General features: G+C 61.6%; 13 protein-coding genes. 9 read left to right on the top strand and 4 right to left on the bottom strand.

Annotated features, from left to right (window positions below; genetic code table 11):
* Positions 1 to 46: 46 nt before the first annotated feature.
* Positions 47 to 730: a tellurite resistance TerB family protein gene (locus ABVN20_RS19165; RefSeq protein WP_368557263.1), complete on the bottom strand. Its 684-nt coding sequence runs from the start codon at positions 728 to 730 to the stop codon at positions 47 to 49.
* Between the two features lie 1,518 nt (positions 731 to 2,248).
* Between ABVN20_RS19165 and ABVN20_RS19160 the strand changes: the two genes are divergently transcribed.
* The 8 genes from ABVN20_RS19160 (at position 2,249) to ABVN20_RS19125 (ending at position 12,149) form a co-directional block, all read left to right on the top strand.
* A complete protein-coding gene (locus ABVN20_RS19160; protein WP_368557262.1) occupies positions 2,249 to 3,163 on the top strand; it encodes a LysR family transcriptional regulator in 915 nt (304 codons plus the stop codon).
* A 102-nt stretch (positions 3,164 to 3,265) separates the two neighbouring features.
* Positions 3,266 to 4,753: a gamma-aminobutyraldehyde dehydrogenase gene (locus ABVN20_RS19155; protein ID WP_368557261.1), complete on the top strand. Its 1,488-nt coding sequence runs from the start codon at positions 3,266 to 3,268 to the stop codon at positions 4,751 to 4,753.
* A 91-nt stretch (positions 4,754 to 4,844) separates the two neighbouring features.
* Complete coding sequence (gene ydcS / locus ABVN20_RS19150; RefSeq protein ID WP_368557260.1) at positions 4,845 to 5,996, top strand: putative ABC transporter substrate-binding protein YdcS; 1,152 nt, start codon at positions 4,845 to 4,847, stop codon at positions 5,994 to 5,996.
* A gap of 105 nt (positions 5,997 to 6,101) precedes the next feature.
* Positions 6,102 to 7,136 carry an ABC transporter ATP-binding protein gene (locus ABVN20_RS19145; protein ID WP_368557259.1) on the top strand — a complete coding sequence of 345 codons (1,035 nt, stop codon included), beginning with the start codon at positions 6,102 to 6,104 and terminating at the stop codon, positions 7,134 to 7,136.
* Position 7,137: 1 nt separating this feature from the next.
* Complete coding sequence (locus ABVN20_RS19140; RefSeq protein ID WP_368557258.1) at positions 7,138 to 8,085, top strand: ABC transporter permease; 948 nt, start codon at positions 7,138 to 7,140, stop codon at positions 8,083 to 8,085.
* A complete protein-coding gene (locus ABVN20_RS19135) occupies positions 8,075 to 8,884 on the top strand; it encodes an ABC transporter permease (RefSeq protein WP_368557257.1) in 810 nt (269 codons plus the stop codon). The genes ABVN20_RS19140 and ABVN20_RS19135 overlap by 11 nt, the downstream gene beginning before the upstream one ends.
* 130 nt (positions 8,885 to 9,014) lie before the next feature.
* Positions 9,015 to 10,439, top strand: coding sequence for a gamma-aminobutyraldehyde dehydrogenase (locus ABVN20_RS19130; protein WP_368557256.1), 1,425 nt, complete (start codon positions 9,015 to 9,017; stop codon positions 10,437 to 10,439).
* Between the two features lie 225 nt (positions 10,440 to 10,664).
* Complete coding sequence (locus ABVN20_RS19125; RefSeq protein ID WP_368557255.1) at positions 10,665 to 12,149, top strand: APC family permease; 1,485 nt, start codon at positions 10,665 to 10,667, stop codon at positions 12,147 to 12,149.
* A gap of 55 nt (positions 12,150 to 12,204) precedes the next feature.
* Here ABVN20_RS19125 and ABVN20_RS19120 read toward each other — a convergent pair whose 3' ends face one another.
* Both ABVN20_RS19120 and ABVN20_RS19115 read right to left on the bottom strand, forming a co-directional pair.
* Positions 12,205 to 12,606, bottom strand: a complete 402-nt coding sequence (locus ABVN20_RS19120; RefSeq protein ID WP_368557254.1) for a type II toxin-antitoxin system VapC family toxin — start codon at positions 12,604 to 12,606, stop codon at positions 12,205 to 12,207.
* Positions 12,606 to 12,851, bottom strand: coding sequence for an AbrB/MazE/SpoVT family DNA-binding domain-containing protein (locus tag ABVN20_RS19115; RefSeq protein ID WP_368557253.1), 246 nt, complete (start codon positions 12,849 to 12,851; stop codon positions 12,606 to 12,608). The genes ABVN20_RS19120 and ABVN20_RS19115 overlap by 1 nt, the downstream gene beginning before the upstream one ends.
* A gap of 459 nt (positions 12,852 to 13,310) precedes the next feature.
* On the opposite strand from ABVN20_RS19115, the gene ABVN20_RS19110 reads away from it, so the two are divergent.
* Complete coding sequence (locus tag ABVN20_RS19110; RefSeq protein WP_368557252.1) at positions 13,311 to 13,514, top strand: hypothetical protein; 204 nt, start codon at positions 13,311 to 13,313, stop codon at positions 13,512 to 13,514.
* Positions 13,515 to 13,523: 9 nt separating this feature from the next.
* On the opposite strand, the gene ABVN20_RS19105 is transcribed toward ABVN20_RS19110, so the two are convergent.
* The gene (locus tag ABVN20_RS19105; RefSeq protein WP_017340256.1) at positions 13,524 to 13,709 is read right to left on the bottom strand and encodes a hypothetical protein; all 186 of its coding nucleotides are present in this window, start codon (positions 13,707 to 13,709) and stop codon (positions 13,524 to 13,526) included.
* Positions 13,710 to 13,828: the final 119 nt, after the last annotated feature.

The raw sequence follows: 13,828 nt of genomic DNA, 5'->3' as shown, positions 1-13,828 counted from the left end.
AGTTGCACAGCGTGTCTCATCCTGGCGATCAAAGCCCAGGCGAGCGCTACAGAGTGGCCTGGCGGACCTGGTTTTCCAGCTCGACCTTCAACCCCGGCGCCAGCTTCAACTGGCGGGCGAGCTCTTCCAGATAGGACTTTTCCATGAAGCTCTCCTCGTCCACCATCATGACGCTGGCGACGTACATTTCGGCGGCCATTTCCGGAGTGCTGGCGATGCGCGCCACGCCGGCGGGGTCAAGGGGCTTGTTCAATTCGGCGTGCAGCCAGTGGTGCAGCTCGCGGTCGTTGTCCAGCTTGGTGAACTCGCCTTCGATCAGTGCCCTTTCACGCTCATCGACGTGGCCGTCCGCCTTGGCGGCAGCCACCAGCGCCGTGAGAATCGCCTGGCTGTGCTGTTCGGCCTGAGCCGCTGGCAAGCGGTCCACGGTTTGCGGCTCGCGCGCGGGCGCCGTCCCCTGTTGCGCCTGCCAGTTGCCATAGGCCTTGTAGGCAATCACGCCCAAGGCGGCGAGACCACCATAGATGGCGACTTTGCCGCCGACCTTGCGCACCTTTTTATTGCCGAGCAGGAGCCCCATCGCCCCCGCCGCCAATGCGCCACCGCCGGCCCCCGAAAGCATGCTGCCCAATGCACCACCGGACGCCTTGCCCTGCGTGGCCCCGGCTTTTTTCTGCAACAGGTCCTGGCCGGACCGGAGCAATTGGTCGAGCAATCCGCGGGTATTCATGTGTTTCGCCTCCACTGAGTAACGCAAGAAGGTTTCAAGACTAGATCGAAACGACCTGTTTCCGGTGGGTGGGAGTGCTTCCAGATGTTGCCTGCGTTGGGCACTGTAGGAGCGGGCTTGCTCCGGGCGGCGTTCCGACGATGGCGGCCTCAAGGTGCACATATCCATTGCTGCGGTAAAGGCCGCTTTGGGTTCCGCCTTTACGGCGGGTGACTTTGGGGCTCTGTAGGAGCGAGCTTGCTCGCGATGGCGGCCTTACAGGCGTACATATCCATTTCTGCGGTAACGGCCGCATTTGGTTCCGCCCTTACGGCGGGTGACTTTGGGGCTCTGTAGGAGCGAGCTTGCTCGCGATGACGGCCTTACAGGCGTACATATCCATTTCTGCGATAACGGCCGCTTTTGGTTCCGCCTTTACGGCGGGTTACTTTGTCGCTCTGTAGGAGCGAGCTTGCTCGCGATGGCGGCCTTACAGGCGTACATATCCATTTCTGCGATAACGGCCGCTTTTGGTTCCGCCTTTACGGCGGGTTACTTTGTCGCGCCAAAGTAACCAAAACGCCTGGCCCCTGACGTACGGCCCTTCGCTGGCGCTCAGGGTTCCCTCGCTCCGGTCCTGCTCCGTGGGCCCGCCGCCATCGGCCATCCTTGGCCGAGGGCGGCTAACCCGGCATCCATGCCGGGTTGCCCACTGCGCAGAACCTCCACTCGGCCTTACGACGGGGCAATCTGCGGCGCCTGTGGGATCGTGGTTCTGTTTCTGTTTCTGTTTTTGTGGGAGCGAGCCTGCTCGCGATGGACGTTGGGGCACCGCGGGGTATCAGGCTGCCCGCGTTATCGTTGACCACCATCGCGAGTGAACTCGCTCCTACAGGTACGGTGGGGTTCCTGTGGGAGCGGGCTTGCCCGCGATGGCGGCCTTCCGGTGTACATATCCATTTCTGCGGTTGCGGCGGCTTAAGGTTCCGCCCTTACGGCGGGTGACTTTGTCGCCTACGCGGCCCGGCGCAAAGTCACCAAAACGCCTGGCCCCTGACGTACGGCCCTTCGCTGACGCTCCGGGATCCCTCGCTCCGGTCCTGCTCCGTGGGCCCGCCGCCATCGGCCATCCTTGGCCGAGGGCGGCTAACCCGGCATCCATGCCGGGTTGCCCACTGCGCAGAACCTCCACTCGGCCTTCCGACGGGGCAATCTGCGGCGCCTGTGGGATCGTGGCTCTGTTTCTGTTTTTGTTTTTGTGGGAGCGAGCCTGCTCGCGATGGTCTTTAACGATGACGTGGGCTGTCTGAATGCTTGCGGTGTCTGGGCTGCCATCGCGAGTGAACTCGCTCCTACAGGTACGGTGGGGTTCCTGTGGGAGCGGGCTTGCTCGCGATGGTCGTTAACGATGATGCGGGCTATCGGGTGTCCTCGGTGTCTGGGCCGCCATCGCGAGCAAGCTCGCTCCTACAGGGGGTATCTAGTAAAACGATATACACTCGGGTGAATCTATAAAAACTGCCCACCGGGTGCCTGTTTATGATGACCTTGCGTCAGATCCGCCATTTTATCGCTGTGGCCGAGACCGGTTCGATTTCGGCCGCCGCGCAGACTGCGTTTATTTCTCAATCGACTCTGACTCTGGCGATCCAGCAACTGGAGCAGGAGATCGGTGTCGGTCTGTTCAATCGTCACGCCAAGGGCATGACCCTGACGCATCAGGGGCACCAGTTTTTGCGTCAGGCGCATCTGATTTTGGCCACGGTGGATAACGCCAAACGCAGTCTGCAGCAAAGCACCGATCAGGTGGCGGGGCAGTTGATCGTCGGGGTGACCAGTCTTGTGGCCGGTTATTATCTGGCGGACCTGCTCACCCGCTTTCAGCGCGCCTACCCCAACGTGGAAATCCGTGTGATGGAGGATGAGCGGCCGTATATCGAGCATTTGCTGGTCAGCGGCGAGATCGACGTCGGCGTGTTGATCCTGTCCAACCTCGAGGATCGCCACGCCCTGCAGACCGAAGTGCTGACTCACTCGCCCCATCGCCTGTGGCTGCCGGCCCAGCATCCGCTGCTGGAGCACGACAGCATCAACCTGGCGGATGTCGCCCGCGAGCCATTGATTCAACTGAACGTCGATGAAATGGACCGCAACGCCCAGCGCATGTGGTCGGCGGCCTCGCTGCAACCGCGCGTCACCCTGAAAACCGCCTCGACCGAAGCGGTGCGTAGCCTGGTGGCCGCCGGTCTTGGCGTTTCGATCCAGCCGGACATGACCTACCGCCCCTGGTCGCTGGAGGGCGACATCATCGAGGCGCGTCCTATCGCTGATCTGAGCCAGACCCTCGACGTGGGCCTGGCCTGGCGCCGCGGCACTGCGCGCCCGGCGCTGGTGGACCCGTTCCTGACCGTCGCCCGTGAACAACCCCACGGTCCACGCAAGCCATCTATTTAATCGAACGCCACCTTCAGTATTTAGTATTTGTCGACCTCGGGTCCGGGCACTAGTCTTGATTCATCCAGATAAGACGGCCCGCCCCCAGTCACAGGGAGCAACATGGCCACACAAGAAAAGAGATCGCGAAAAATGGCTGGCGCGCAGACCCCGTTGTTCACCGCGTTGTTGATCGATGGCGAACTGGTCGCAGGTCAGGGTTTTGTCGAACCCATCCTCAACCCGGCCACGGGTGAGGTTCTCACGCACATCGCCGAGGCCAGCACCGAACAGGTCGAAGCGGCCATCCTCGCCGCCAATCGCGCCTTTGCCAGTTGGTCACGGACCACCCCGCAGCAACGCTCCAACCTGCTGCTGGAGATCGCCAACGCCGTGGAAAAGCAGGCCGACCTGCTCGCCCGCCTCGAATCGCTCAATTGCGGCAAGCCTCTGCACCTGGCCCGTCAGGACGACCTGAGCGCCACCGTTGACGTGTTCCGCTTCTTCGCCGGCGCCGTACGCTGCCAGACCGGGCAGCTCAGCGGCGAATACATGCCCGGCTACACCAGCATGGTGCGCCGCGACCCCATTGGCGTGGTGGCCTCCATCGCGCCGTGGAACTACCCGATCATGATGGCCGCGTGGAAAATCGCCCCGGCACTGGCTGCCGGCAACACCCTGGTGTTCAAGCCGTCCGAGCACACGCCGCTGTCGATCCTGGCCCTGGCCCCCGCACTGGCCGAAATCCTGCCACCTGGAGTGATCAACATCATCTGCGGGGGCGGCGAAGGGGTCGGCAGCCATCTGGTCAGCCACCCGAAAATCCGCATGGTGTCGCTGACCGGCGATATCGTCACCGGCCAGAAAATCCTCCAGGCCGCGGCCAAGACCCTCAAGCGCACGCACCTGGAACTCGGTGGCAAGGCGCCGGTGATCGTCTGCAACGATGCCGATATCCAGGCCGTGGTCGAAGGCGTGCGCAGCTACGGCTACTACAACGCCGGCCAGGACTGCACGGCGGCGTGCCGCATCTATGCGCAGGCGGGCATCCATGATCGCCTGGTGGCCGAACTCGGTGCCGCAGTCAGCAGCCTGCGTTTTGCCGGCAAGCGCGACGCCGACAACGAGATCGGTCCCTTGATCAGCACCCGCCAGCGCGACCGCGTGGCCAGCTTCGTCGAGCGCGCCCTTGGCCAGCCGCACATCGAGCGGGTCACCGGGGCCGCGGTGCATTCCGGGGCCGGCTTCTATTACCAGCCGACCCTGCTGGCCGGCTGCAAGCAAGGCGATGAAATCGTCCAGCGCGAGGTGTTCGGCCCGGTGGTGACCGTGACCCGTTTCGATGCCTTGGAACAGGCCGTGGACTGGGCCAACGATTCGGAATACGGCCTGGCGTCGTCGGTCTGGACGCAGAACCTGGACAAGGCCATGCAGGTCGCCGCGCGTTTGCAGTACGGCTGCACCTGGATCAACAGCCATTTCATGCTGGTCAGCGAGATGCCCCACGGCGGCTTGAAACGCTCGGGCTACGGCAAGGACCTGTCCAGCGACTCGCTTCAGGACTACAGCGTGGTGCGGCACATCATGGCCCGCCACGGAGAGCATTTATAAAAAGCGCACTACGCTGACAACTAGCCGTAAAGGCATGGCTGCACCACGTTCAACACTGCCCCGACCATAATTTAAAGAAGAGGGAAACCCAATGTTCGTGCACAAGACCGCACTGCTCAGTGCAATCACTACCGCGTTGCTGGCCAGTGTCGGCGTCCAGGCCGCCGAGCCGTTGAAGGCCGTTGGCGCGGGCGAAGGCCAACTGGATATCGTGGCGTGGCCGGGCTACATCGAACGTGGCGAAAGCGACAAGGCCTACGACTGGGTGACCGGGTTCGAGAAGGAAACCGGTTGCAAGGTCAATGTGAAAACCGCCGCCACTTCCGATGAAATGGTCAGCCTGATGGCCAAGGGTGGCTACGACCTGGTGACCGCCTCCGGCGATGCCTCGCTGCGGCTGATCGTCGGCAAGCGCGTGCAGCCGATCAACACTTCGCTGATCCCGAACTGGAAGAACCTCGACCCGCGCCTCAAGGATGCGCCGTGGTACGTGGTCAACAAACAGACCTACGGCACCCCGTATCAATGGGGCCCGAACGTGCTGATGTACAACACCAATGTGTTCAAGACCGCGCCCGACACCTGGGGTGTGCTGTTCAACGCCGAGAACCTGCCGGACGGCAAGCCGAACAAGGGCCGCGTGCAGGCCTATGACGGCCCGATCTACATCGCCGACGCGGCGCTGTACCTGAAGACCGCCAAGCCGGAACTGGGCATCCAGAACCCCTACGAGCTGACCGAAGCGCAGTACAAGGCCGTGCTCGACCTGTTGCGCGCCCAGCAGCCGCTGATCCACCGCTACTGGCACGACACCACCGTGCAAATGAGCGACTTCAAGAACGAGGGCGTGGTCGCGTCCGGTGCCTGGCCGTATCAGGTCAACGGCCTGGTCAACGAGAAGCAGCCGATCGCCTCGACCATCCCGAAAGAAGGCGCCACCGGTTGGGCCGACACCACCATGCTGCACACCGATGCCAAGCACCCCAACTGCGCCTACAAGTGGATGGACTGGTCGCTGCAACCGAAAGTCCAGGGCGACGTAGCCGCCTGGTTCGGTTCGTTGCCCGCCGTGCCGGCGGCGTGCAAGGAGAGCGAACTGCTCGGCGCCGAGGGCTGCAAGACCAACGGTTTCGACCAGTTCGACAAGATCGCCTTCTGGAAAACCCCACAGGCTGAAGGCGGCAAGTTCGTACCGTACAGCCGCTGGACCCAGGACTACATCGCGATCATGGGCGGTCGTTAAACCCTATCGCGAGCAGGCTCGCTCCCACAAAAAGCACACATGACCTGTGGGAGCGAGCCTGCTCGCGATGTTTTCAAGATTTCAGCTTTTCCGGAGCACCGCACCATGACGCTTGCAGTCCAATTCACCAACGTTTCCCGTCTATTCGGCGAAGTGAAGGCCGTAGACCGGGTTTCCATCGACATCCAGGACGGCGAGTTCTTTTCCATGCTGGGCCCTTCCGGGTCGGGCAAAACCACCTGTCTGCGCCTGATCGCCGGTTTCGAACAACCGAGCGCCGGCTCGATCCGCATCCACGGCGAAGAAGCCGCCGGGCTGCCGCCGTATGAACGTGACGTCAACACCGTTTTCCAGGATTACGCCCTGTTCCCGCACATGAACGTGCTGGACAACGTCGCCTATGGCCTGAAAGTCAAAGGCGTGGGCAAGAGCGAACGCAACAGCCGCGCCGAAGAAGCTCTGTCGATGGTCGCCCTGGGCGGCTACGGCCAGCGCAAGCCGGTGCAACTGTCCGGCGGCCAGCGCCAGCGTGTGGCCCTGGCCCGCGCCCTGGTCAATCGCCCGCGGGTGCTGCTGCTCGATGAGCCGCTGGGGGCACTGGACCTCAAGCTGCGCGAGCAAATGCAGAGCGAGCTGAAAAAGCTGCAACGCCAGCTCGGCATCACCTTCATTTTTGTCACCCACGACCAGACCGAAGCGCTGTCGATGTCCGACCGCGTGGCGGTGTTCAACAAGGGTCGCATCGAACAGGTCGACACCCCGCGCAACCTCTACATGAAACCGGCCACCACCTTTGTCGCCGAGTTCGTCGGCACCTCCAACGTGATTCGTGGCGAGCTGGCCCAGCAGCTCAGCGGCAACCCGCAGCCGTTTTCGATTCGCCCCGAACACGTACGGTTTGCCGAAGGCCCGTTGGCCAGCCATGAAATCGAAGTCAGCGGTTTGCTCCACGACATCCAGTACCAGGGCAGCGCCACCCGCTATGAATTGAAGCTGGAAAACGGCCAGACCCTGAACATCAGCCAGGCCAACAATCAGTGGCTGGACGTCAGTGCCCAGCACCAGACCGGGCAACGCATCAGCGCGCGCTGGGCACGCGAAGCGATGATCGCGCTGCACGACACCGCAGGCGGGGTGTGAGATGAACAGCGTGGCAATCGCTCAAACCCCGGCCCATGGCTCGGCGTTGCGCAGGTTTTCCAACCTGCTGTACCGGCGACCGAACTTTTACCTGTCGTTGCTGCTGGTGCCGCCGCTGCTGTGGTTCGGCGCGATCTACCTCGGTTCGCTGCTGGTGCTGTTGTGGCAAGGGTTCTACACCTTCGACGACTTCACCATGGCGGTCACCCCGGACCTGACCCTGGCGAACCTGGCGGCGCTGTTCCAGCCGTCGAACTTCGACATCATCCTGCGCACCCTGAGCATGGCCATCGTGGTGTCGATCGCCAGCGCCATCGTCGCGTTCCCGATCGCCTACTACATGGCGCGCTACACCACCGGCAAGACCAAGGCGTTTTTCTACATCGCGGTGATGATGCCGATGTGGGCCAGCTACATCGTCAAGGCTTATGCGTGGACGTTGCTGCTGGCCAAGGGCGGCGTGGCGCAATGGTTCGTGCAGCACCTGGGCCTGGAGCCGCTGTTGCAGTTCGTGCTGGGCATTCCCGGCGTGGGCGGCAGCACCCTGTCGACCTCGCATCTGGGGCGCTTCATGGTGTTCGTCTACATCTGGCTGCCGTTCATGATCCTGCCGATCCAGGCGTCGCTGGAACGCTTGCCGCCGTCGTTGCTGCAGGCCTCAGCCGACCTCGGCGCCAAGCCGCGCCAGACCTTCATGCAGGTGATCCTGCCGCTGTCGGTGCCGGGCATCGCTGCAGGTTCCATCTTCACCTTTTCCCTGACTCTGGGCGACTTCATCGTGCCGCAACTGGTGGGCCCACCCGGCTATTTCGTCGGCAGCATGGTGTATGCCCAGCAAGGTGCGATCGGCAACATGCCGATGGCCGCCGCCTTCACCTTGGTGCCGATCGTGCTGATCGCCATCTACCTGACCATCGTCAAACGACTGGGGGCCTTCGATGCACTCTGACAAAGCTTCCATGGGCCTCAGGATCGCGGCCTGGGGCGGGTTGGTGTTCCTGCACTTCCCGATCCTGATCATCTTCCTCTACGCCTTCAACACCGAAGACGCCGCGTTCAGCTTTCCACCCAAGGGTTTCACCCTGAAGTGGATCGGCATCGCCTTCTCCCGTCCGGACGTGCTGGAAGCCATCAAGCTGTCGCTGCAGATCGCCGCCATTGCGACCCTGATCGCCATGGTGCTCGGCACCCTCGCATCGGCCGCGCTGTATCGTCGGGACTTCTTCGGCAAGCAGGGCATCTCGCTGATGCTGATCCTGCCGATTGCGCTGCCGGGGATCATCACCGGGATCGCCCTGCTGGCGACCTTCAAGTCGCTGGGGATCGAGCCGGGGATGTTCACGATCATCGTCGGCCACGCGACCTTCTGCGTGGTGATCGTCTACAACAACGTCATCGCCCGCCTGCGCCGCACGTCGCACAGCCTGATCGAAGCGTCGATGGACCTGGGCGCCGACGGCTGGCAGACCTTCCGCTACATCATCCTGCCCAACCTCGGCTCGGCGTTGCTGGCCGGCGGCATGTTGGCGTTTGCGCTGTCGTTCGACGAAATCATCGTCACAACTTTCACTGCCGGCCATGAACGCACCCTGCCGCTGTGGCTGCTCAACCAGCTCAGCCGACCACGGGATGTGCCGGTGACCAACGTCGTGGCGATGCTGGTGATGATGGTGACCATGCTGCCGATTCTCGGCGCCTATTACCTGACCCGCGGTGGTGAAAGCGTGGCGGGGAGTGGTGGCAAATAAGTTAGTAACAGACAACGACTATCCCCTGTGGGAGCGAGCCTGCTCGCGATGCTTTTGGCGATTCCGAGAACGCCATCGCGAGCAGGCTCGCTCCCACAAAAAACAAGAACAGATTCAAGAGGATGAGCCCATGCAAACCCAACTCCTGATCAACGGCCAACTGCTCGACGGCGAAGGCCCGGCCCAGCCGGTATTCAACCCGGCGCTGGGCCGGGTGCTGGTGGAAATCAACGAAGCCAGCGAAGCTCAGGTCGACGCCGCCGTGCGCGCCGCCGATGCGGCGTTCGACAGCTGGTCGCAGACGCCACCCAAGGACCGTTCGCTGCTGTTGCTCAAGCTCGCCGATGCCATCGAAGCCCACGGCGAAGAACTGGCCAAGCTGGAATCGGACAACTGCGGCAAGCCCTACAGTGCCGCGCTCAACGATGAGATCCCGGCGATTGCCGACGTGTTCCGCTTCTTCGCCGGCGCCAGCCGTTGCATGAGCGGTTCGGCTGGCGGTGAGTATCTGCCGGGCCACACTTCGATGATTCGCCGCGACCCGGTGGGCGTGATCGCCTCCATCGCGCCGTGGAACTACCCGCTGATGATGGTCGCGTGGAAAATCGCCCCGGCCCTCGCCGCCGGCAACACCGTCGTGCTCAAGCCATCTGAGCAGACCCCGCTGACCGCCCTGCGCCTGGCGCAACTGGCGTCAGAGATTTTCCCGGCCGGTGTGCTCAACCTGGTATTCGGTCGTGGGCCGAGCGTCGGCAGCCCGCTGGTCACCCACCCGAAAGTGCGCATGGTGTCGTTGACCGGCTCGATTGCCACCGGTTCGAACATCATTTCCAGCACCGCCGACAGCGTCAAGCGCATGCACATGGAACTGGGCGGCAAGGCGCCGGTGATCATCTTCGACGACGCCGACATCGACGCTGCCGTGGAAGGCATCCGTACCTTCGGCTTCTACAACGCCGGGCAGGACTGCACCGCGGCCTGCCGCATCTACGCACAGGCCGGCATCTACGAAAAATTCGTCGAGAAACTCGGCGCGGCGGTCAGCAGTATCAAGTACGGCCTGCAGGATGATCCTTCGACCGAGCTGGGCCCGCTGATCACCGCACAACACCGCGACCGCGTCACCGGGTTCGTCGAACGCGCGGTGGCGCAGCCGCACATCCGCCTGATCACCGGCGGCAAGGCGGTGGAAGGCAATGGTTTCTTCTTCGAACCCACAGTGCTGGCCGATGCCCAGCAGGATGATGAAATCGTTCGCCGCGAGGTGTTCGGCCCGGTGGTGTCGGTGACCCGATTCACCGATGAAGCGCAGGTGCTGGCTTGGGCCAACGACTCCGACTACGGCCTGGCTTCGTCGGTCTGGACCGCCGACGTCGGCCGCGCCCATCGCCTGTCTTCGCGTTTGCAATACGGCTGCACCTGGGTGAACACCCACTTCATGCTGGTCAGCGAAATGCCCCATGGCGGTCAGAAACTGTCCGGGTATGGCAAGGACATGTCGATGTATGGGCTGGAGGACTACACCGTCGTTCGGCATGTGATGTTCAAGCACTGAAAAACCATCGCGGGCAAGCCCGCTCCTACAGGGGGATCGCATTGAACCTGTAGGAGCGAGCTTGCTCGCGATGATGTCCCCTCGGTTTCAAGGCAGAAACCGGCATTAGGCTCCACCAGGCTCCAAAGCCACAAAAACAATAACCACCGATCCTGGCGGCTGCCCCACGGCCCCGCCACGGGTTCGGCCATCCGAAATCTGCCGATTTTCCGGAGCTAACACACCATGAGTGCACAACCTGAATTCTCCGCAAGCGCTGCCGACAGCGATGCCGAGCAACTTCGCCAGTTGGGTTACACCTCCAACTTCAATCGCAGCATGAGCCTGTGGGAAAACTTCGCCCTGGGCTTCACCTATCTCTCTCCGGTCGTAGGGGTTTATACCCTGTTCGGCCTGTGCCTCGCGGCAGGCGGGCCACCGATGTTCTGGGCCTACCTGCTGGTCGGTTGCGGCCAGTTGCTGGTGTGCCTGATCTTCGGTGAAGTGGTCTCGCAGTTCCCGATTTCCGGCGGTGTCTACCCCTGGGCACGCCGCCTGGTGGGCAAGCGCTGGGCGTGGATGGTCGGCTGGATCTACTCCATCGCCCTGTGCGTGACCATCGCCGCCGTCGCGGTCGGCGCCGGCCCCTACCTGGCAGCGATGCTGTGCTTCGAGCCGAGCAACAACACCAACATCGTCATCGCCCTGGTGCTGACGCTGTTCGCCACCCTGGTCAACCTCAGCGGCACCAAGACGCTGGCGCGCATCGCCATGTTCGGCTTTCTCTGCGAGCTGATCGGCGCGGTGATCGTCGGCGTGTACCTGCTGATCTTCGAGCGTCATCAGTCGCTCACCGTGCTGTTCAACACCTTCGACATCAGCGTCAACGGCTCGTACCTGCCAGCGTTCCTCACCGCGTCCCTGGCGGGGATGTTCCTGTACTACGGCTTCGAGGCCTGCGGCGATGTCGCCGAGGAAACCCCAAACCCGAGCAAGAAGATCCCGGTGGCCATGCGCATGACCATCTACATCGGCGGCATCGCCGCGATGTTCGCCTGCCTGGCGCTGATCCTCGCCGTGCCGGACATGCAGGCGGTGATCGACGGCACCGACAAGGACCCGGTCGGCACCATCCTGGGTAACGCCTTCGGCCCGGTCGGCTCGAAAATGGTCATGGGCGTGGTGATGATTTCCTTCATCTCCTGCGTCATCAGCCTGCAAGCGGCGGCGAGTCGCCTGCTGTACTCCTACGCCCGCGATGAAATGGTCATCGGCAGCCGGGTGCTGAAAAAGATCTCGCCCAACACCCAGGTGCCCGTGGCCGCGCTGTTCGTCTCCGGCGTACTGCCGGCGCTGATCATCATCCTCGGCTTCTTCCTGCAGGACGCCGTCGCCACCATCGTCAGCTTCGCCGCCATCGGCATCTACCTGGCGTTCCAGATGATCGTCCTCGCCGCCCTCTACGCCCGCCTCAAGGGCTGGAAACCCAGCGGCAAGTTCACCCTCGGTGCCTGGGGCTGGCTGGTCAACATCGGCGCCCTGGCCTACGGCATCGGCGCCATCATCAACATGGCCTGGCCCCGCACCCCGGACGCCGAGTGGTATATCAACTACGCCATGGTGCTGAGCACGGCCATCGTGATCGGCCTGGGGTTGCTGTACATGTGGATCGGCAAGCCGTACGACCACGGGACCGCGCCTGCGGGGGATGCGTGGAAGGTAGGTCGGTAAAGGAGTTTGCCCCGGGACCCAGCCAGGTTCCGGGGCAATTGGCAGGATGTGTAGTTCACACCGGATTAATTAATCTGACTGAAGGAAAATAATTCCGATAACGCTTGGCATCTCGCGTCAACAGCGGCAATTTTTTCACGGCCGCATGTGCGCCAATGAAAAAATCGGCAAGCACATTGTGTTTGCCGCCGCCCCCTCTGCGGTAGCGTATGAACGCTTTGCCCGCCAGGAACAATGCCGGGCGTGGAAGTTCCAGCATCGCCAAACCAAGCTCACTCACAACTTCATCCAAAGCTTCGAATGTTGAAAACGTGTGAGAGAGTTCGGCGTAAATGATTGGGTTGATAGCGAGCTCATGCACCTGAGATTGGGCTCTGAGTTGCTGGATAGACCAGTCAGCCCAAACCGGATCATCCTCAAGCACATCAATCAGCACATTCGTATCAACCAAAACCATCAATCATCCCCTCGAAGCAAGGCCATCAGATCATCGGTTCGCCATTTGATATCAGCTTTGCCTCGCACAGCATCGAATCGATCCGGCTTGCTCGTCTTACCCGCTATGAGGTTGGCGCCATGCAACACAACCTCACCATGCTCATTTACAGTGAATTCAATGGATGAGCCTGGTGTGAGATGCAGGGCATCGCGAATGGGCTTAGGAATAGTCACCTGGCCTTTACTGGTCATAGTGGTCGACATTTCAAACTCCGAAAGTATTACTCACAAACGAAAGGTAATACCTGCTGGGCGCGTTCGCAATTGCCATTGATCGCACGGCTCCTGTGCACAATAGATAACTGAAAAAACAGGCCTCAGGACACTTGCTTTTGCAATGCGTGCAAAAACAGGGAATTCCTACAGATACAACCTGCGTGAGTAACCCAATCGTCCTACATCAGGCGTCACCAACGCAGACTTGGCACCCAGAGCACCAGAGCGATAGGTTTTCATCGTTGCAGGGGCGGTGGGTTTCTGCCGTTTCTGCACTGGCGTCTGCGGGGATAAATCCAATGACCGAACCTGGCTGAGTGATTCAAGGGTCGCAGCCTTGCCCTATCGCCGACGCATATGACAAAAATCCAGCCGACAAAAAGGGGCGACTTTACAGTCCGCCCCTATTTGCGATCACTAGCCCTCCTGAACGAGCGATCTGCTGGCATGTACACACCACGCCTTCCGAATCTGAAAGTTATTGAAATCATTCCAGCTGATTGCGCTTTCGCACAAAGTTACCTACGGCAGGCCATCGTTGAAAAGAATGTAGCAACTCGCTATCAATCCATCCTCGAAGGCATTGCCGACGCGCAAGCCGGAAACCTGGCGGACCTGGCTGCCGTAAAAGCCAAATGGCTTTCACGGTAACCAGCGCCTTCAAAACCGCGAAACACTCCTCATCGCATCCACCAGATACCGCATCGCGATGCGGTCGCTCTCCGACAGTTCGCGATAGCGTTCCACCAGCTTCAGTTCCTCGGAATTCAGGCGGCGCCTTCGCCGCCCGATGCCCAGGCAAGGGAAGATTCCCAACATTTCGGTGATGCCTTGTACTTTCGACATGGACGATGTCCTTCTCTTAACGTCAAAGAAAATTGCAATTACTGCATCGCCCTTCCCTGTTTCAGCCGCCTCCTTGTGCCAACTGAATCCCACCGGCCTGAGGGCAGAAACCGGTCATG

The sequence above is a fragment of the Pseudomonas sp. MYb118 genome, from assembly GCF_040947875.1.
Classification (GTDB): Bacteria; Pseudomonadota; Gammaproteobacteria; order Pseudomonadales; family Pseudomonadaceae; genus Aquipseudomonas.
This window is presented reverse-complemented; position numbering and strand designations above follow the sequence as displayed.